Genomic DNA, 18,686 nt, shown 5'->3' on the forward strand with positions numbered 1-18,686 from the left:
TAAATACTCAAAATGAGTAAAGTGAATCTGTTCAAAACAAATATTGCAGACAAGCAGATTGCCATCGATAATCCTGTTACAGTGAATGCAGCGATTGGGAAAAAATAAATCTAAAATCATTTGTGTGTGTTTAACGATAAATTTAATAAAAAATTCATTACGAAAGCGCAATGACTGAAATTCCAATTTTCTAATCAAATTCTCTATCTTTGCACCATGATACGTATTACAAAAATTTTTACATTCGAGACTGCTCATGTGTTGTATAATTATGATGGGAAATGTAAAAATATGCACGGACATTCTTACAAACTTTTCGTTACAGTAAAAGGAAAACCAATCAATGATCTGGAAAATCCTAAAAACGGAATGGTAGTAGATTTCGGAGATATTAAAGCGATTGTGAAAGCTGAAATTGTTGATGTTTGGGATCATTCGGTTTTGATTAACGGGGTTTCTCCGCACAGAGAAATGGGTGAAGAATTAGAAAATAAAGGTCAGAAAGTTATCTATTGCAACTTTCAGCCGACTTGTGAAAATATGTTGTACGCCATCGCTGCAAAAATAAAATCAAAACTTCCTGCAGATGTTTCTTTAGCTTACTTAAAGCTTCACGAAACTGAAAACTCTTACGGAGAATGGTTTGCAGAAGATAATCAATAATTTTTCTGAATTTAATATAGAGAAGTGCTAAAGACAACCATCAATTTAAAACCCGGAAAAAAAGTATATTTTGCTTCAGATCAACATTTTGGTGCGCCGGATGTGAAGCAGAGCAAAATTCGGGAAGAAAAATTTATCCGTTGGATGAATGAGATCAAAGAAGATGCTCAGGTTTTGTTTTTGATGGGCGATTTGTTTGATTTCTGGCACGAATGGAAACACGTTATTCCCAAGGGATATGTGCGTGTACTTGGGAAAATAGCTGAGCTGAAAGATAGCGGTATTCAGGTGTATTTTTTTGTGGGCAATCACGATCTCTGGATGAAAGATTATCTGGAAGAAGAAATTGGTTGCACGGTTTTTTACAAAAAGCAATATTTTGAAATCGCAGGAAAACAGTTTTTGTTAGCTCACGGAGACGGTTTAGGACCAGGTGACAAAGGATATAAGAGAATGAAAAAAGTCTTTACAAATCCTATTGCACAATGGTTTTTCAAATGGTTGCATCCCGATATTGCGATGAAGATTGCATTGTATATGTCTCAGAAAAATAAAATGATTTCCGGAGATGAAGACAAAGCGTTTTTGGGAGAAGATAAAGAGTTTTTGATTATTTATTCGAAAGAAAAGCTGAAAGCTGAAAAAATTGATTACTTTATTTATGGGCATCGCCATTTGCCGATGGTTTTAGATTTAAATCAAAATTCAAAATACATCAATCTCGGAGATTGGATTTCTTATTTCACCTACGGAGTTTTTCAATATGATTTTGAATTGAAAACTTTTGAGCAGAAATAAAAAATTACCTCCGAAGAGGTAATTTCTGAATAACAGTTTCTAAGGCTGTTATTTCTAATCCCTATTCCGCAGATTGAATTGCAATAAGCTGACCAAATTTTATTTTTTAATATTAATTATACTTAAAATTAAATTCAGATTTCCTAAATGATTCAAAATGAATCAATAGGACTTAAAAAAAATATTTTAAAAATACATTGAAAAGTATATTTGACATAAAGACCGAACAAGAATTTCTGGATGTGGCACTGACAACTTTTCGGTATCAATACAGAAATATTGAGGTCTACCAAAAGTTTGTTGATTACCTCAGTATCGACGTAGAAAAAGTTAAGTCTATCGAAAAGATTCCTTTTCTGCCGATTGAAATGTTTAAAAATCATCAGATTTTAGACAAAAATATTTCCACTGATTTGTATTTTCAAAGTTCGGGAACGACGCAGATGAATTTGTCTAAACATTTCATTGCAAACGAAGATATATACCAGGAAAGCATCTATAAAAGCTTCGAACAGTTCATCGGAAAACCTGAAGATTTTATTTTTCTAGGTCTGCTTCCAAGTTATCTGGAAAAACAAAATTCATCACTGATTTACATGGTAGATTATTTGATGAAAAAATCAGACAAGCCTGAAAATGGATATTTTCTGTACAATCACGTTGATTTATTCAAGCTTTTGAATGAATTAAAAGATAAAAAAGTGATTCTTTTCGGAGTTTCTTTTGCGCTTCTTGATTTTCTCGATTATTGTAATTCTGAACGAAGTGAAGAATCTCCGAATTCTTTAAAGAATTTAGTAGTAATAGAAACCGGAGGGATGAAAGGGCGTAAAGAAGAAATGACAAAAGATGAATTGCTGAAAATTCTTCAGAATGGTTTTAAAACTGAGAAAATTTATTCAGAATATTCAATGACCGAACTGCTTTCGCAGGCATATTCTTTAGGTGAAAATGTCTACGAATGTCCAAAGTGGATGAGGGTTTTGATCAGAAATGTAGAAGATCCTTTTAGTTATGAAACTGCCGGGAAAACCGGGGCAATCAATATTATTGACTTGGCAAATATTCATTCCTGCTCTTTCATTGCAACGCAGGATTTGGGTAAATTGTTATCCGAGGATGAAAAGAAATTTCAGGTGTTGGGAAGGATTGATCATTCGGATATTCGAGGTTGTAGCTTGTTAGTTAGTTAGTTAGTTAGTTAGTTAGTTAGTTAGTTAGTTAGTTAGTTAGTTAGTTAGTTAGTTAGTTAGTTAGTTAGTTAGTTAGTTAGTTAGTTAGTTAGTTAGTTAGTTAGTTAGTTAGTTAGTTAGTTAGTTAGTTAGTTAGTTAGTGCAAAACGTTGTAGTCTTAGCTGAGTGGAACGCCTTAGCGAACAAAAAATATGCTCAATAAGATCAAATAAAACCTTACCGAACTTTGCGTTAAAAATTAAAAAGCATCAAAAAAGTGTTAAAGATAGAAGAGCTCGTTCACGCTTACATTCATGCAAATTGCGATTTTGAAAAGGAAATTGTACTCAGCAATCATTTCCATTCAGATTGGGAAGCGGATATGCTGATTATCGATTCTGAAGGTTTCAGTCATGAGATTGAAATTAAACTTTCAAAAAGTGATTTCAAAAATGATTTTAAAAAATCATACCTCAATACTAAAACTGGCGAAAAATTTTTAAAACATGACAAAATCTGTTGCGGAGATTACGTTTGCAATTCGTTCAGCTTTTTACTTCCGATGGGAATGATTGAGCATTCTCAAATTCCCGAACACTGCGGAATTATTGAATTCTATCACAATGCCGACAATTGGAATACCGAATTCTATCTCATTCGCAAACCGAAAAAAGTACACGAGGATTCCTATTGGACATTGAACGACAAAGATCTTTTTATCCGAAAAATGGCACTCAATTTATTGCAAAGAAAATTAGAAATCAAAGGAAAGCATGAAGAACTTATTTTCAAAAATCCTTTCGAAATCAAGAAGTTAAAATAGAAAAATCCTGCCGAAAGACAGGATTTGTTTTTTTTTGATATGTATTGTGAAATTATTTTGCTTGTTCTGGCCTTTCCATCAATAAATTGTAAGTAAAAGCTGCTGCAATACCTCCTAGCACTGGTGCAACTACAAATAACCACAATTGAGATAGTGCCGCACCTTGCGCAAAAATTGCAGGGCCGATACTTCTCGCAGGATTTACGGAAACTCCTGTTATTTTGATTCCAACAATATGAATCAGAACCAATGAGAAACCAATCGCTAAACCAGCAAAACCACCGTTGATGTTTTTAGTAGAAGTTGAACCTAAAATTACCATCAGGAAAATAAATGTAAATACAAATTCAGCTACAAAAGCCGCCGTAGTATTGTAAGCGTCAAGATATCCCGTTCCCCAGCCGTTCGAGCCTAAAGCCCATTCTTTCATTTCTGCTCCTGGATGGTTAGTGAAAATCACGTAAAGAATTCCTGCGCCGATAATTGCACCGATGATCTGGGCAATAATGTATCGTATCGCTTCATCCATTTTCATTCTTCCCGCCGCAACCATTGCTATAGAAATGGCAGGGTTGATGTGACAGCCAGAAATGTGGCCGATTGCATAGGCCATTGCAACAACACTAAGACCGAATGCGAAAGAAATCCCCAGAAGTCCTACGCCTGTAGTGCCGTCTGCGCCTGCAATCACTGCGCTTCCGCAGCCCATGAGAACAAGTACCATTGTGCCAAGCATCTCGGCAACGAATTTTGAAGTTTTTGAAATCATGTTTTTATGTATTTTAAATGTAAAGCGAATGTACAAAAATTAATTATTCAAAATTAATGGAGATAAAATAAATATTATATTGTCATTTTTTAATATTGTTTATATTTAATTCATTTAATTAACTTTAATTGTGATTGTTTATGTATTCATAAAATATTATGTCTTTTCATTAAATTAATATCTTTGGCAACAACAAAATCTGTAATTTTTGCGTTTAAATCTTCAAAAGAGTCTGTATGAGGAAATTTCTGTATATCATTCCATTGGCATTTCATCAGCTTGCGTATAGTCAGGCATCAAAAAAAGCGGTTCCGTGCTATGATTTTACTGAGGTTTTAAAAGTGGAGCCAACACCTCTGTACAAACCGCATTTAGATGCTTCCAGAAGTTTTAATGTCAATATTCTCAAAAACACCTCGCAAGTTCAGAAGTATATCAATAAAGGGAAATTTCATACGGTCAAAAAATCAGGAAAAGGGTATAAGGTTCAAAAATTAGATTACAGCAGAGCGTATTTAGTTTCAAAAGCAAAAACTACTTTAGAAAAAATAGGTTCGAGATTCAGCAAAGAAACCAAAGGGCATACTTTTACGGTTTCATCAATCACCAGAACATTGGAAGATCAGTGCAGGTTAAGAAAAGTTAATGCAAATGCATCGCTGGGAATCAGTTCCCACAATTATGGTAATTCTTTCGATATTTCTTACGTGAGATTTAATAATAAACTTAAAACAAACCCTAAACTAGAGGTTGCTTTAGAAAAAGTTTTAAAATATTATGCCAGTGCCGGACGGATTTATTACATCAAAGAACGCCAGCAAAGCTGTTTTCATATCACCGTTAGGAATTATTAAATTTAAAGTCCTTTATTTTGCGTATTTTTGCACCCGAAAAATATTCAGTACACATTATTCATTATTAATTACTCATAAAGATGCTTTCGGTTCAAGGTTTAGGCTTACATCATTCGGGAAACTACTTGTTTCAAAACGTGAATTTCACCATTAAAAAGGATGATAAAATTGGTTTGGTTGGTAAAAATGGAGCGGGAAAATCTACGCTTCTGAAAATGCTTTCCGGCGAAATTACTTTCTATGAAGGAAACATCGTTCCTGAAGGAAATATTACCATAGGATTCCTGAAACAGGATCTTGATTTTGTGAAAGGCAGAACCGTTTGGAATGAAACTATGCAGGCTTTTGAGCAAATTAATGCTTGGAAAGAAGAACTTGAGGAAATCAATCATCAACTAACCGTAAGAACCGATTACGAAAGTGATGCTTATACCGATCTGATCAACAGAATGACTGATCTCAATGACCTTTTGATGCACCATGATGCCTATAATCTGGAAGGTGATATTGAAAAGGTTCTATTCGGTTTAGGATTTAAAGCTGATGATTTCCAAAAAATCACTGATGAATTTTCCGGAGGTTGGAGAATGAGAATCGAATTGGCAAAATTGCTTCTTCAGAAGAATGATTTGATGCTTCTCGATGAGCCTACCAACCACTTGGATATGGAATCGATCATTTGGCTCGAAAACTTTTTGAAAGATTATCCTGGAGGGATCCTTCTGGTAAGTCACGATAAACAGTTTATGACGGCAGTTTGTAACAGAACTTTCGATGTCAACAACAGAAAAGTAGATGATTATAAAGCCAATTATTCTAAATATTTGGTGATGCGTGAAGACCGCCGTGAAAAACTGATTCAGGCTAAGAAGAATCAGGATGCGGAAATCAAGCAGATGGAAGATAACATCAACAAATTCCGTGCGAGTGCGACCAAAGCGTCTTTTGCGCAGTCGTTGATTAAAAAATTAGATAAAATAGAACGTATTGAGGTTGATAACGAAGACGTTTCTAAATTCAACATTCGTTTCGTGCAATCACAGGTTCCCGGCAAAGTTATTTTCGAAGCTGAAAATCTTGGTAAAGCTTACGGTCAGAAACAAATTTTTGACGATGTAGACTTTATCGTTCAGCGAGGTGACAGAATTGCACTTCTTGGACAAAACGGACAAGGGAAAACGACTTTAGCGAAAATTCTTTCTGGAGATATTAAAGATTATTCAGGAAACTGGAACTTAGGTCACAACGTTAATATTGGTTATTTTGCCCAAAATCAGGAAGAGGTTTTAACGCCAAATAAAACCGTTCAGGAAGAAGCTGAAGATGCGGCGACTGAAGAAACAAGACCGAGAGTAAGAGATTTGTTAGGATCTTTCCTTTTCCAGGGTGAAGCTGTAAATAAAAAAACAAAAGTGCTTTCCGGAGGAGAAAGAAACCGTCTGGCGCTTTGTAAATTGCTTCTTCGTCCGTTCAACACACTGATTATGGATGAGCCTACCAATCACCTGGATATTCAGTCTAAGGAGATTATCAAGTTGGCTTTACAGAAATTTGAAGGTACGTTGATCGTAATTTCTCACGATAGAGAATTTTTACAAGGACTTTGTGATAAAATTTATGAATTCCGTGACGGGCATATGAAAGAATTCTTAGGTGATATCAACGAATATCTTGTGTTTAGACAGAAAGAAAGTATCCGTGAGATTTCTGCAGAAAAAGCAAAACTTCATGATGAAGACGCTAAAATTGTGGAAAAAGCTAAAGCTGAAGAAAAACAAGCTAAAGCGGAAGTTAAATCTACTGTAATCGTAAGCAAAGAGCAAAAGAATATTCAAAATAAAATCAAAAAAGTAGAAGAAAGAATTTCTGAGTTGGAAACAACGATTGAAAATATGGAAGCTTCTTTTGCCACAGAAAATCCTTCTGAAGAAACTTTAGAAAAATACAATAAAACCAAAGAAGAACTCGATCTTGCATTACAGGAATGGGAACATTTGGGAACGCAGTTAGATTAATTTTTTAACGAAATATAAATGAAGGATGGGTTTTTAAACTCATCCTTTTTTTTGTGAAAGCTTTAGAGCTTCAAAGAAATATTGTTTTTGAAAAAAATCAGCTTCCATGATTTTCAACTTCTTAAGAGAAATAATTTGGCAAGTAGCTTTCCAAAGTCTAAGCTTCGTAGAAGCGAAATGTTTGTAGAAAAATAGACGACCACTAATTTTGAGCTCCGTAGGAGCGACACGTTTGTTATAAAAATGAATATAATCATCATTAAATAACCATAATTTAATCTTTAATTAAAATCCTTTAAAATATTATTCCTATTTTTGCCAAATGATTTTCAAGGAAAGCAGACAATTAAAAAGCTTTATCTCAAAACTGATGTTTGGGATCTACTTTTTTGCATTGTTTTCTTCAAGCTTTCACAGTCATGAGTCTTCTGATGTTTTTATAGGTTTTAATCTTAAAAAATCAGAAAATAGTATTTCAAAATCTGAAGCCAAAGAAAAAGCCAGCGACTGTTTGGCTTGTCACTTTTTGGCTACCGGAAACACTTTAATTCCTGAAGAATTTAACTTTACTTTCGAAAGCTACACGCACGAGGTAGAACAAATTATTGCAGTTCAGGAAAGAATTTGGTCTCAGACAAAATTCACTTTTCAACTTCGGGGTCCACCCATCATTTCTTAATTACAGATTTATTTACCGGATTTTTTTAGTTTAAATTTTTTAGAATTTGAATGATTTTTAAATGCATGATGTATTTAAAATGGATTGATACATTGTTTTTGAACTATTAAGGAAATGTAAGGAGTTAAATTTTATTAAGATAATATCAAATAGATTTTTGTCTAGCATTATTAAAAGCGAAGCTCGACTTAACTATTCTAAACTCCTTATAAAGAATCTTAATAGTTTAATTAAGACCAATGATTCATCATTTTCTAAAAATAAGAGCATTCAAAAATTGAATTCTTTGTCTTTAATATTAAAGAAAATCCAATCAAATTTTTTTAACGAACAATACTTTCTGTTGTTGCAAATCATCAATGATGTTGATTTAAAGCTATGAGCGAAAAGCAAGTAGCCAATGGCAAAAAAGTATACAATCAAGCTATTTACAATGAAACTGATTTATAGTGTACTGCTGATCCTTTGTGGATTGGTGTTTACAAACGCACAAAAAACTTTCACTGTTCAGGGTACAGTTCAGGATTTTCACGATAAAACCATGCTCGAAAATGCTGTGGTGAAATTGGGAGATTTCACTGCCAAAACAGACAAAAATGGAAAGTTTTCATTCAATAAAATTCCTTCGGGGAATTATATACTCATTGCAAAGCATCCTGATTGTAATGATTATACTGAAAATGTAGGAGTTACGAAGGATGTTCACTTAGCCATTACTTTAGAGCACCACATTGGTGAAATAGAATCGGTTACTGTTCATGGAAATCACAAAACGAAAGGTTCGGTGATTATGCAGACGTTGAATCATTCGGATATTGAGAGAAATTCAACTGAAAATCTGGGTAATCTTTTATCAAAAATATCGGGAGTTACGGCACTTAAAACAGGAAATAATATCTCAAAACCTGTGATTCATGGTTTATATGGAAGCCGAATTGCAATCGTGAACAACGGCGTTAAGATGGCTGAACAGGAGTGGGGTGTAGAGCATGCTCCCAATGTAGATGTGAATGATTTTGAACACATCGATGTCGTGAAAGGTGCATCTGCATTGAAGTATGGAAGCGATGCTGTCGGTGGAGCGGTGGTTTTAGAACCTGCTGTTTTGCCTAAAAGAGATACCATCATGGGGAGTGTTAAGCTTTCTGGTATTTCTAATGGTTGGGGTGGTGAAATAGCAGCAAATGTTGCTAAAACATGGAAAAACCAATGGTTTGTAAAAACAGGCGGAAGTTATAAGAAGTTGGGAGATTTATACATTCCACATCATACGCTGCAGAATACCGGAGCGGAGGTGAACTCTTTTAATTTCTCTTTTGGAAATCATGGTTTTATGCAGGGTTTCGATGTTTCATACAGCGGAATCAATCAGGAATTTGGAATTTTTAAAGGTGCGCATTTAGGAAATAATTTAGATTTTAGAAATGCTATCAAATTTGGACAGCCTTATTACTTAGATAATTTCAGCTATGATATTGTGAATCCTAAACAGGAAGTTGAGCATCATATTGCAAAGCTGTCTGCTTACAAACGTTTTGAGAACTTTGGGAAACTCAGCTTTCAATATAGTTTTCAAATAAATCGCCGTAAGGAATTTGATATCAGAAGAGGAGAACTCAATGAACTTCCCTCGATGGATCTGAGGTTGATTACTCATTCTGCCAGTCTTACTCATCTTTTAGAAAGAGGAAACTGGAGCTTAGAAAGTGGCCTTTCGGCAGGTTTTCAGGATAATTATCCGAACCCTTCTACGAAAGCTAGACGTTTAATTCCTGATTATTACAGATATGATGCGGGAGTTTTCTCTGTATTTAAATATAAATTCAGTTCAAAGCTGAATGCAGAAGCCGGAGCGAGATATGATTTCAGCAGATATGATGCGTACAAATATTATGATGCAAAAGACTGGAATGAGAAATTTGCCAGTCATTATCCGCAGTTTTTTGTACAGGAAGCCGACAGCAGAATTTTGACGCGTCCTATCTTAGATTATCATAATTTTTCTGCCAATCTAGGATTCAATTATAAGCCGAATGCTACTTTTGAATTTAAATTAAACTTTGCAAGAGCAGATAGAACCCCGAATCCGGCGGAACTTTTCTCTGATGGGCTTCATCATTCTGCTGCCATTATTGAGGAAGGAGATTTATCTATTCAGAAAGAAACGGTTTATAATGCTAATCTTTCGATGATTGGGAAATTCAATGTTTTAAAGGGACTACATATTGAGGTTAATCCTTATTATATGATTTCAGATAGCTTTATCAATCAGGTGCCTACGGGTATTGAGTCTTCAAACAGAGGTGTTTTCCCGGTTTGGAGCTATCAGCAGATTAAAGCCAGAATTTTCGGAATTGATGCCGATGCGGAGCTTAATATTCTTGATAATCTAAAATGGAATACGAGTTTCAGTGCATTAAAAGGAGATGATCTTACCCATGACGAGCCTCTGATTTTAATGATGCCAGCTAATCTGAGAAATGCGGTTGAGTTTAAATTGAATACACCCAAAAACTTTTACGTACGTGTGGAAAACGAAAATGTGTTTAGACAGAAACGGTTCCCCATCAGAAATCAGAATCTTGATTTTATTGAAAATGGCACTACATTCAACGAAGAACTTGACCTGAGTACGCCTCCTTCAGCATACACATTATTCAATGCATCAGTAGGTGCAGACTTACTTAAAAATCTGAATCTTAATTTCAGAATCAATAACATTTTTAATACAGAGTATCGTGAATATCTTAACAGACTGAGATATTTCATGCCGGAATCCGGTAGAAACTTTATCGTTACTCTCAAATACAATTTCTAATTATTAATACTTAAAATTAAATTTAAAATGAAAAAAATATTCAACATAACACTATTACTTTTAGCTACAGTTTTTATCTTATCATGTAGAAACGGAGATGATGATATCCCGGAAGATATCCACGAGCATGACGAAATTGGTAAGGTGGTTTTAACATTGACCAATAAAGCTGATGCAACAGATATTCAAACCGTAAATGTAATTGGCGGAGTCGCAGACTCACATCTTCACTTGCATCAGGGCGATACTTACGTTGCGGTACTCGATTTCCAGATTAAGCATGATGACCATTACCATTCTTCTGATGAGATTGAGGAAGAAAAAGATCATCACTTTATCATATTTAATCCTGCAGATGCAGACATCACTTTGATCAGAGCTGCAAATGATATCGTAAGAACAGACGGTCAAAAGTTAGGTTTAAGAACAGAATGGAAAATCAATTCTACACAGGCAACTGGTAAAATGAATATTAAATTAATTCATTCTCCTACATCAGTTAACCAAAATTATCCGTCAGCGTCCAACCAATTAGGACAGACTGTAGGAGGAGAAAGCGATGTTGATATTACAGTTGATGCGCACTAGAATTTTTAAAAGACAATTTTTTTTATATTACCGAAAGACACTATTCTGTAGTGTCTTTTTTATTTTAACGTATTATAACAAAAGGAATGGCTTGTTTTAATAAAAAATTCATATTTTTGCAACCTAAAATTTTAATCAATAATGAAGGTTACCGCAAAAAACCATGATGATGTAAGTGCATTGCTTACAGTAACATTGGAGAAATCTGACTACAAAGAAAAAGTAGAAAAGCAATTGATTAATTATGCTAAAAACGCACAGGTTCCTGGTTTCAGAAAAGGAAAAGTGCCTTTGAGTATGGTTAGAAAGCAATATGAAGCAGGGATTGCATTCGAAGAAATCAACAAACAAGTTTCTGATGCTTTGAATAACTATATTAACGAAAACAAACTAAGACTAGTAGGTCAGCCAGTACCTCAGCCGGTGAATGATTTCAATCATAACGCAGAGAAGTTGGAAGTTGCTTTCGAAGTAGGTTACGAACCAGAATTTACTATAGATTTGGCCAAATATGAAGCTCCACACTACAAAGTAGAAGCTTCTGATAAAGAAATCAGCAAAAGCATCGAGAACATGCAGAAGCGTTTTGCAGAGCAGGTTCCGCAAGACAAAATCACTAAAGATTCTTACATCAACTTAGAGATTTCTCAGGTTGTAGAAGAAGATGCTGAAGGTGAGCACCACCACCATCCAAAAAATGTGACCATTACTGCTGAAAACAAAGATGCTTTCAAATTGGTAAAAGGTCTTAAAATGGATGAGTCTGTGAAAGTTTCTAAAGAAACTTTGGCTGCTGACGAAAACTTAGCTAAAGAATTAGGATTCACTAAAGAAGAAGCTGAGCACTTACACCACGCTGAAGTTGAAGTGAAAGTAAAAGATTTCTACAGCTTAAACTTAGCAGAACTTAACGAAGAATTATTCGATAAAGTTTACGGTGAAGGAAACATCAAAACTGAAGAAGAGCTTAAAGACAAAGTAAAAACTGAGTTAGACGAATACTTCCAGCAGAATGCAGACGTACACTTTGTGAACAAAGTGTTGGAGCAGGTTTCTGAAAAAGAAGAAGTAAAGCTTCCTGAGTCATTTTTGACGAAGTGGTTGGTATTCTCAAACCAGAACATCCAGTCTGAAGAGCAGGCTAAAGAAATTCTTGAAGCTGAGAAAACTCAATTGAAATATCAGATCATCGAAGGTAAATTAATGTCTGATAATGATATCAAATTAGATTACGCAGACGTATTAGCTCAGGCTGAGCAGTTGGTAAGAAACCAATTGGCGATCTACGGAATTCACCACTTAGGAGACGAAGAAGTTCAGAAATATGCTGCTGAAATGTTGAAAGACCAAGAGCAGGTAAGACAAATCTCTTCTGAGGTTGCTATGGCTAAACTAAAAGATGTAATTCTTGAAAAAGCGACTAAAAAGGAAACTGCAATTTCGCACGACGAATTTTTAGAAGAATTAAAGAAGTAATTTACTTTTCATATAAAATTAAAACCCACCGCTTTTGGTGGGTTTTGTTGTTTTTATGTGATGAATACTTTTGCAGTAAAGATTAATTTAATAATGTGACCTATGAAAAAGAAAAACCCAGCCGAAGCTGGGTAAAAACTAATAACCATGAAAACTCAATTAAACATGAGAATCGATTCTATTAGAAGCAATAACTGTACCTGGAAATGTTAATAAATCATTAATAAAAGTTATTTGTTTGTTAAAATAAATATTGGTTTATAAATATTATAATTCAATATTTGCTAGAGACCTATTCGCTACAAAAAATTCTCCTCCATTTGGGTAATGGGTGGAATTCTTTCGGAGAAAGAAAAAGGGATAGTTTAAAGATGAACACATATAAAAATGTAGCTGATTTATTTTAAATTTTTGAATTCCCGCTGTACAATAAAAGTGTTTCTTAAGTGGTATTATTGACGGTGTTTTTTTTCGGAATAGAACTTGATGATTTTGTACCGTTCAAAATTCTTATATTTACATCATTAAAATTTAATATTATTATGAAAAAGATAATCGTTCCGTTTTTTTGTGCTGTACTTTTTTCTACATCAGCAGTCGCACAAAAAACATCTACGGCTACCGTAAAATCAACTGCTTCAACTTCGCAGATCACTCCAAAACAAGTAATCGATAACTATCTTACCGCTCTTGGAGGGAAAGATAAACTGATGGCTGTAAAATCTACTGTAATAGAAAATGTAATCAGCGCTCAGGGAATGGAAATCAATTCTACCACAAAGAAAATGGGGAATAAGTTCAAATCCGTACAATCTGTAATGGGCCAGGAAATGACTCAGGTTTTCGACGGTGAGAAAGGATACTCTAATCAGATGGGTACAAAAACTGATTTCCCTGCAGATAAAATTCCTGAATTGAAAAAAAGTCAGACAATTGATGCGTTGGCATATGATCCTTCAAGCTTTCAGACCGTAGCGGTTGAAAAGTTAGATGGTAAAGATTACAATGTATTGTCTTCAGATAAAGGAAAATTCTACTTTGATGCAGCTACAGGATTACTTTACAAAGCAGGAAGCGGTCAGGGCGATGCCATTATGAAAAGCTATATGACGGTTGACGGAATTAAATTTCCTGAACTGATCGAAGCTGAAGGAGGCGGACAAAAAGTGAGTATCAGAACCACAAAAGTTACTTTGAACTCCGGAGTTACTGAAGATGATTTCAAATAAAAAATAAATCTTTAAATCAATATAAGACCGGAATTTTCCGGTCTTTTTTGTTTGATAGTTGATCATCAGGGAAGAGAGTTATAATGCTTCATAAATAAAACAAATTACTGCAAAATAGATCTGGATAATTAGCAAAATCTACCAAAATAAATAGACTTATAATCATCGAAATACAGTTTAAATAAAGCCTCAAATTATTAAACAACTGTTTGTGAAATAAACTTTAACTCAACTTTAACTAAAATTCTAGGGATAAAATTTTTTGTAATTGTGATTAATTTATATTTTTATCACGCAAAATTTAATAAACAACTGTATGAAAAAAGTTCTATTGTCATTAGGAGTAATCTTTATGGCTTCTACTAGTGCATTCGCTCAGAATATCCCATTGGATCCTTCTGTAAAAACAGGTACTCTTCCAAACGGAATGAAGTATTACATCAAAAAAAATACATTACCAGAAAAGAAGGTAGATTTCCGTTTAGCGATCAACGCAGGATCTATTCTTGAAGATGAAAACCAAAGAGGTCTTGCTCACTTTATGGAGCACATGAACTTCAATGGGACCAAAAATTTCCCAGATAACAAACTAGTAGACTTTCTACAATCAATCGGTGTGAAATTCGGACAACACCTTAATGCCTACACAAGCTTTGACGAAACTGTGTACATGCTTCCCGTTCCTCTAGACAAGCCGGGAAACCTTGATTCGGGTCTTAAAGTAATGGAAGACTGGGCTTTTAACGCAACTTTGACTGACGAGCAGATCAACAAAGAAAGAGGAGTTGTATTGGAAGAGCTAAGATTAGGTTTGGGGGCAGATAAAAGAATGAGGGACAAATATTTCCCTAAAATGCTTTACAAATCGCATTATGCAGACAGGCTACCTATCGGTACAAAAGAAGTTCTTCAAAACTTTAAGCCCGATGTTATCAGACAATTCCACAAAGACTGGTACAGACCAGATTTGATGGCGTTAGTTGTGGTAGGAGACATCAATGTGGATGAGGTTGAAAAGAAAATTAAAGAAAATTTCAGCAAATATAAAAATCCTTCAAAACCAAGAGAAAGAAAGGTTTATGATTTACCGAATCACCAAGAGACTTTAGTGGCAATAGAAACCGATCCTGACGCTACCAACTCTATGGTACAATTCATGATGAAAGATACGGAGTCTTACCAACCAGATGTAACTGTACAGCAGTATAATCAAAGCATGGTAGAAAATGTAGCGACTACAATGTTGAATAACCGTTTGAGAGAATTGATCAACTCGAATAATCCACCGTTTACTTTCGGATCTGTATATCATGGTGGAGTAGTTGGAAGAACCAAGGAAGCTTTTCAGGGTTTTGCAATGGTAAAAGAAGGAAATCAAATCAGCGCTTTGAAAGTACTTTTAGAAGAAACTGAAAGAGCAAAAAGATTTGGCTTCACACAAAGCGAATTAGACAGAGCGAAGTCTCAGATTATGTCTAATATGGAAAGATCTTACAACAACCGCGACAAAACGGAAAGCGATATGTTGGTAGACGAGTACGTGAGAAACTTCCTGGAGCAGGAGCCGATGCCGGGAATTGCCTGGGAATACGAAGATACAAAGACGTTTTTACCAACGGTGACACTGGCTCAGACGAATGAGGTCATCAAAAAAATGGTGAAAGAAGATAGCAGGGTAATCGTTATTACCGGTCCAAAAAAAGATAATGTGACGATGCCTACGGAGGCTTTGGTTCTTAAAACTTTTGATGACGTAAAAGTGGCTGATCTTAAACCTTACGAAGAAAAAGCGACCATCAAGAATTTAATAAAACCATTCAAATCTGAAGGTAAAATTGCTAAAACTGAAACCGATGCCAAATTGGGTACAACTACATGGACGTTAAGCAACGGTGCGAAAGTAACTTTCAAAAAGACCGACTTTAAAGATGATGAGATTGTTTTCTCTGCAAGAAGTTTGGGAGGAAATTCATTGTTAAATGATTCAGATTATAATAATACTCAGTTTGCTTATCAGGCTTTAAGTGAAGCGGGTGTAGCAGGAGCGTCTAAGGCAGAATTGACTAATTACTTGGCAGGAAAGCAGGTGAATGTAAATCCTTACATCAGCAGTACTTTGGAAGGTGTTTTTGGGAGATCTAGCCAAAAAGACTTAGGTACTGCAATGGAGTTGTTATATGCTTATTTCACTAATTTAAATTACAATCCTGAAGCATTCAATGCTTATAAAATGAAGCAGTCTGCGATGTTGGATAACCTTTTGTCTAATCCACAGACGTATTTTGCAAGTGAGCACGCTAAGTTTACGAATCAGAAAAATCCAAGATTTATTGGGCTTATTCCAATGGAGAAAGACTGGGCGGCAACGAACTATAAAAAAGCGTACGATGTCTACAAAGAGAAATTTGCCAATGCAGGAAACTTCCATTTCTATTTTGTAGGAAATATTGATGAAGCCAAATTTAAGAATGAAGTTTTACAGTACATCGCAAGCTTACCTACAACAGGAAAAACGACCAACTTCAAAGACACAGGGTACAGAGGAATCACCGGAGATCATACCAAAGTTTACAAAAAAGGAAAAGATCCGAAGAGTATGGTTCAGATCGTTTACTCAGGAGAAACTCCTTACAACGAGAAAGAGGCTTTAGCACTTGCAGCTTTAGGTGAAGTGGCAACCATCAAGGTGATCGAGAAATTGAGAGAAGACGAAAGCGGAATCTATGGTGGTGGAGCCAGAGGCGGAATGTATAAAGTTCCTTACGGAAATTATAATTTCAGTTTAAGCTTCCCTTGCGGACCGGAAAATGCAGATAAACTGACGAAGAGTGCTATCGCAGAACTTCAGAAACTGATTGATAAAGGTCCTGAGCAAAAAGACCTTGATAAGTACAAAGAAGGCGAGATGAATGATTATAAAACAGACATCAAAGACAACAATTACTGGTTGAATGCTTTATCTAAAAACCAATTGGACGGAAGCGATAAGTATGAAATCCTAAATTATCAGGAGAAAGTAAAAGCACTGACGGTAAAAGATCTACAGGATGTTGCTAAGAAATATCTGACTAAAAACAGAGTAGTTGCAACTTTAATGCCTGAAGATGGGTGGGAAAGTGCTCCTAAAAAAGAAGCTGCTGCAACAGTAAAAGCTACCGCAGTAAAATAATCTTAGTCGATTATATATGAAAACAACCGCAGAAATTTCTGCGGTTGTTTGTTTTATAAAATGTGTAACTTCAACTAATCAACTAATCAACTAATCAACTAATCAACTAATCAACTAATCAACTATTTCCCATACTCCTTCTTCCACTCCTCCGCAACTTCGCTCAAGGTCGTATAGAAATCTTCTCCGTACTTACGTGTTAAAGGCGTCTTCAGGAACTTATATACCGGAACCTGAAGTTCTTTACCCAAAGTACAGGCATCGTTGCAAATAGGCCATTCATGGTAGTTTAAAGCCGAGAATGTAGAATATTCTGTTACACGAATTGGATATAAATGACATGAGATTGGTTTTTGCCAGTCTATAGCACCGTCCTCATACGCTTTTTCGATACCGCATTTTGTGATTCCTCTTTCATCAAAAGTAACGTAAGCACATTCTGCATCTTCAATCATCGGGGTTACATACATTCCGTCCATTGGGTCGGTTGTCCAGGTTCCCTGTTCTTCCAAAGCTTTGATTCCGTCTTGGGTAAGGTAGGGTTTTATTTTGTCGAAAATATTATCTAAAATCACTAACTCATCTTTATCCAAAGGAGCTCCCACATCACCTTCCACACAACATGCGCCTTTACATTTGGTAAGATTGCATACAAATTCTTCAGAAAATATATCTTCAGAAATTAATTTATCGTCTATTTGAATCATAATCTTTTTTTTAAAATAAATCGAAATGAGTACCTGCATTAAAACCAATCAAGCTTATAATGATGACCCATAAGCTCACTTCCTGCATCCAGTATTTGGGCAAAAATCTCAGCATCCTGCTCATAATAATCGTTGCCGGAAAAGCCAGCAGCAAAAGGTATTCATAACGGTTGTTCATATATAAAATAATACTTACCAGCTGTGCAAATGAGAATACCAGCAAGAAAGTGTATTTGTAACGGCTGATCGGGCTTTTCTTATTATAATGTTTAAAGTGATCATATATTGCGTAGACCAACATTAATACTATAGGGATGAGTGGTAAAAGTTCGGTATAATCTGTTACAAATTTGATCTTCCCGAATGGTAAATAATCCATATTCCACTGATTAAATCTAAAGAAGAACATCACAGAGAAATAACTCAACGCAATCAGTGACATTCCCAGAATGAATCTGAAGATATTTAAACCTATTCTTTCTGACGTAACGATGAGGTGAATCAGTACAAAGAAAATCATCGGCCAAGTCGTAGGAAGAAAGATGAAATTTAAAGCTAAAATAGAACCCACCAAAACGTAAGATTTTTTTCTGAGGTCTTCATCGGTACTGGTCAGAAGAAGCAAAAGAAATGAATTGGTAAGCAATGCTACGGCAATTCCGATGTCTAATTTCCCAGGATACAGCCCGAAAACAAAAAATGTATAGAGCAATAATGGCAGATGCGTCTGATAATTCAGTGCAATTGCATTAAAACAGAAATAACCAAGCGAAATTCCAAGAAATGTAATAATGGCAATAATTGCTTCATACGTGTTGAAATTGAGGCTGTTAATTACAATAACTACTAAAAGAAGAAAACCAATATAAACAGGAATTGAAAAAATATTGCTTTCTTTTGAAAGTAATCTAAACATTTTTTATAAA

15 protein-coding genes and 1 pseudogene are annotated in these 18,686 nt (G+C 35.0%); 12 read left to right on the forward strand and 4 right to left on the reverse strand.

The window, feature by feature from the left end:
* Positions 1-63: 63 nt before the first annotated feature.
* Positions 64-303, reverse strand: a pseudogene (locus tag LNP04_RS19605) (hypothetical protein); the annotation flags it as partial.
* Between LNP04_RS19605 and LNP04_RS14855 the strand changes: the two are divergent.
* The 4 genes from LNP04_RS14855 (at position 217) to LNP04_RS14870 (ending at position 3,456) form a co-directional block, all read left to right on the forward strand.
* On the forward strand, positions 217-663 hold the full coding sequence (locus tag LNP04_RS14855; RefSeq protein WP_047445211.1) for a 6-carboxytetrahydropterin synthase: 447 nt from the start codon (positions 217-219) through the stop codon (positions 661-663). The pseudogene LNP04_RS19605 and the gene LNP04_RS14855 sit on opposite strands and share 87 nt — an antisense overlap.
* 24 nt (positions 664-687) lie before the next feature.
* Positions 688-1,461: a UDP-2,3-diacylglucosamine diphosphatase gene (locus LNP04_RS14860; protein WP_229983698.1), complete on the forward strand. Its 774-nt coding sequence runs from the start codon at positions 688-690 to the stop codon at positions 1,459-1,461.
* Positions 1,462-1,658: 197 nt separating this feature from the next.
* On the forward strand, positions 1,659-2,654 hold the full coding sequence (locus tag LNP04_RS14865; protein ID WP_229983699.1) for an acyl transferase: 996 nt from the start codon (positions 1,659-1,661) through the stop codon (positions 2,652-2,654).
* A gap of 256 nt (positions 2,655-2,910) precedes the next feature.
* Positions 2,911-3,456 (forward strand): hypothetical protein, encoded by a 546-nt coding sequence (locus LNP04_RS14870; RefSeq protein WP_229983700.1) that lies wholly within the window; start codon positions 2,911-2,913, stop codon positions 3,454-3,456.
* 52 nt (positions 3,457-3,508) lie between these two features.
* Here LNP04_RS14870 and aqpZ read toward each other — a convergent pair whose 3' ends face one another.
* The gene (gene aqpZ / locus LNP04_RS14875; RefSeq protein ID WP_229983701.1) at positions 3,509-4,225 is read right to left on the reverse strand and encodes an aquaporin Z; all 717 of its coding nucleotides are present in this window, start codon (positions 4,223-4,225) and stop codon (positions 3,509-3,511) included.
* Between the two features lie 236 nt (positions 4,226-4,461).
* Between aqpZ and LNP04_RS14880 the strand changes: the two genes are divergently transcribed.
* The 8 genes from LNP04_RS14880 (at position 4,462) to LNP04_RS14915 (ending at position 17,053) form a co-directional block, all read left to right on the forward strand.
* On the forward strand, positions 4,462-5,079 hold the full coding sequence (locus LNP04_RS14880; protein ID WP_229983702.1) for a DUF5715 family protein: 618 nt from the start codon (positions 4,462-4,464) through the stop codon (positions 5,077-5,079).
* An 80-nt stretch (positions 5,080-5,159) separates the two neighbouring features.
* The gene (locus LNP04_RS14885; protein ID WP_229983703.1) at positions 5,160-7,094 is read left to right on the forward strand and encodes an ABC-F family ATP-binding cassette domain-containing protein; all 1,935 of its coding nucleotides are present in this window, start codon (positions 5,160-5,162) and stop codon (positions 7,092-7,094) included.
* 322 nt (positions 7,095-7,416) lie between these two features.
* A complete protein-coding gene (locus tag LNP04_RS14890; RefSeq protein ID WP_229983704.1) occupies positions 7,417-7,773 on the forward strand; it encodes a hypothetical protein in 357 nt (118 codons plus the stop codon).
* Between the two features lie 433 nt (positions 7,774-8,206).
* Complete coding sequence (locus tag LNP04_RS14895; protein WP_229983705.1) at positions 8,207-10,591, forward strand: TonB-dependent receptor; 2,385 nt, start codon at positions 8,207-8,209, stop codon at positions 10,589-10,591.
* 27 nt (positions 10,592-10,618) lie between these two features.
* Positions 10,619-11,179, forward strand: a complete 561-nt coding sequence (locus LNP04_RS14900; protein WP_229983706.1) for a hypothetical protein — start codon at positions 10,619-10,621, stop codon at positions 11,177-11,179.
* Between the two features lie 141 nt (positions 11,180-11,320).
* Positions 11,321-12,655: a trigger factor gene (locus LNP04_RS14905; RefSeq protein WP_229983707.1), complete on the forward strand. Its 1,335-nt coding sequence runs from the start codon at positions 11,321-11,323 to the stop codon at positions 12,653-12,655.
* Between the two features lie 542 nt (positions 12,656-13,197).
* Positions 13,198-13,884 (forward strand): hypothetical protein, encoded by a 687-nt coding sequence (locus tag LNP04_RS14910; RefSeq protein WP_229983708.1) that lies wholly within the window; start codon positions 13,198-13,200, stop codon positions 13,882-13,884.
* A 316-nt stretch (positions 13,885-14,200) separates the two neighbouring features.
* Positions 14,201-17,053 carry a pitrilysin family protein gene (locus tag LNP04_RS14915; protein WP_229983709.1) on the forward strand — a complete coding sequence of 951 codons (2,853 nt, stop codon included), beginning with the start codon at positions 14,201-14,203 and terminating at the stop codon, positions 17,051-17,053.
* A gap of 122 nt (positions 17,054-17,175) precedes the next feature.
* Here the strand turns inward: LNP04_RS14915 and LNP04_RS14920 are convergent, their stop codons facing one another.
* Complete coding sequence (locus tag LNP04_RS14920) at positions 17,176-17,760, reverse strand: DUF3109 family protein (RefSeq protein WP_229983710.1); 585 nt, start codon at positions 17,758-17,760, stop codon at positions 17,176-17,178.
* 10 nt (positions 17,761-17,770) lie between these two features.
* Complete coding sequence (locus LNP04_RS14925) at positions 17,771-18,676, reverse strand: DUF6427 family protein (RefSeq protein WP_229983711.1); 906 nt, start codon at positions 18,674-18,676, stop codon at positions 17,771-17,773.
* Positions 18,677-18,686 lie beyond the last annotated feature (10 nt).

Source organism: Chryseobacterium sp. C-71 (assembly GCF_020911865.1).
Classification (GTDB): Bacteria; Bacteroidota; Bacteroidia; order Flavobacteriales; family Weeksellaceae; genus Chryseobacterium.

Bases quoted from the DNA above. Each gene is read 5' to 3' on its own strand.
- LNP04_RS14880 (WP_229983702.1), top strand. From the start codon at position 4,462: ATGAGGAAATTTCTGTATATCATTCCATTGGCATTTCATCAGCTTGCG.
- LNP04_RS14890 (WP_229983704.1), top strand. From the start codon at position 7,417: ATGATTTTCAAGGAAAGCAGACAATTAAAAAGCTTTATCTCAAAACTG.
- LNP04_RS14900 (WP_229983706.1), top strand. From the start codon at position 10,619: ATGAAAAAAATATTCAACATAACACTATTACTTTTAGCTACAGTTTTT.
- aqpZ (WP_229983701.1), bottom strand. From the start codon at position 4,225: ATGATTTCAAAAACTTCAAAATTCGTTGCCGAGATGCTTGGCACAATG.
- LNP04_RS14885 (WP_229983703.1), top strand. From the start codon at position 5,160: ATGCTTTCGGTTCAAGGTTTAGGCTTACATCATTCGGGAAACTACTTG.
- LNP04_RS14915 (WP_229983709.1), top strand. From the start codon at position 14,201: ATGAAAAAAGTTCTATTGTCATTAGGAGTAATCTTTATGGCTTCTACT.
- LNP04_RS14905 (WP_229983707.1), top strand. From the start codon at position 11,321: ATGAAGGTTACCGCAAAAAACCATGATGATGTAAGTGCATTGCTTACA.
- LNP04_RS14925 (WP_229983711.1), bottom strand. From the start codon at position 18,676: ATGTTTAGATTACTTTCAAAAGAAAGCAATATTTTTTCAATTCCTGTT.
- LNP04_RS14855 (WP_047445211.1), top strand. From the start codon at position 217: ATGATACGTATTACAAAAATTTTTACATTCGAGACTGCTCATGTGTTG.
- LNP04_RS14895 (WP_229983705.1), top strand. From the start codon at position 8,207: ATGAAACTGATTTATAGTGTACTGCTGATCCTTTGTGGATTGGTGTTT.
- LNP04_RS14910 (WP_229983708.1), top strand. From the start codon at position 13,198: ATGAAAAAGATAATCGTTCCGTTTTTTTGTGCTGTACTTTTTTCTACA.
- LNP04_RS14920 (WP_229983710.1), bottom strand. From the start codon at position 17,760: ATGATTCAAATAGACGATAAATTAATTTCTGAAGATATATTTTCTGAA.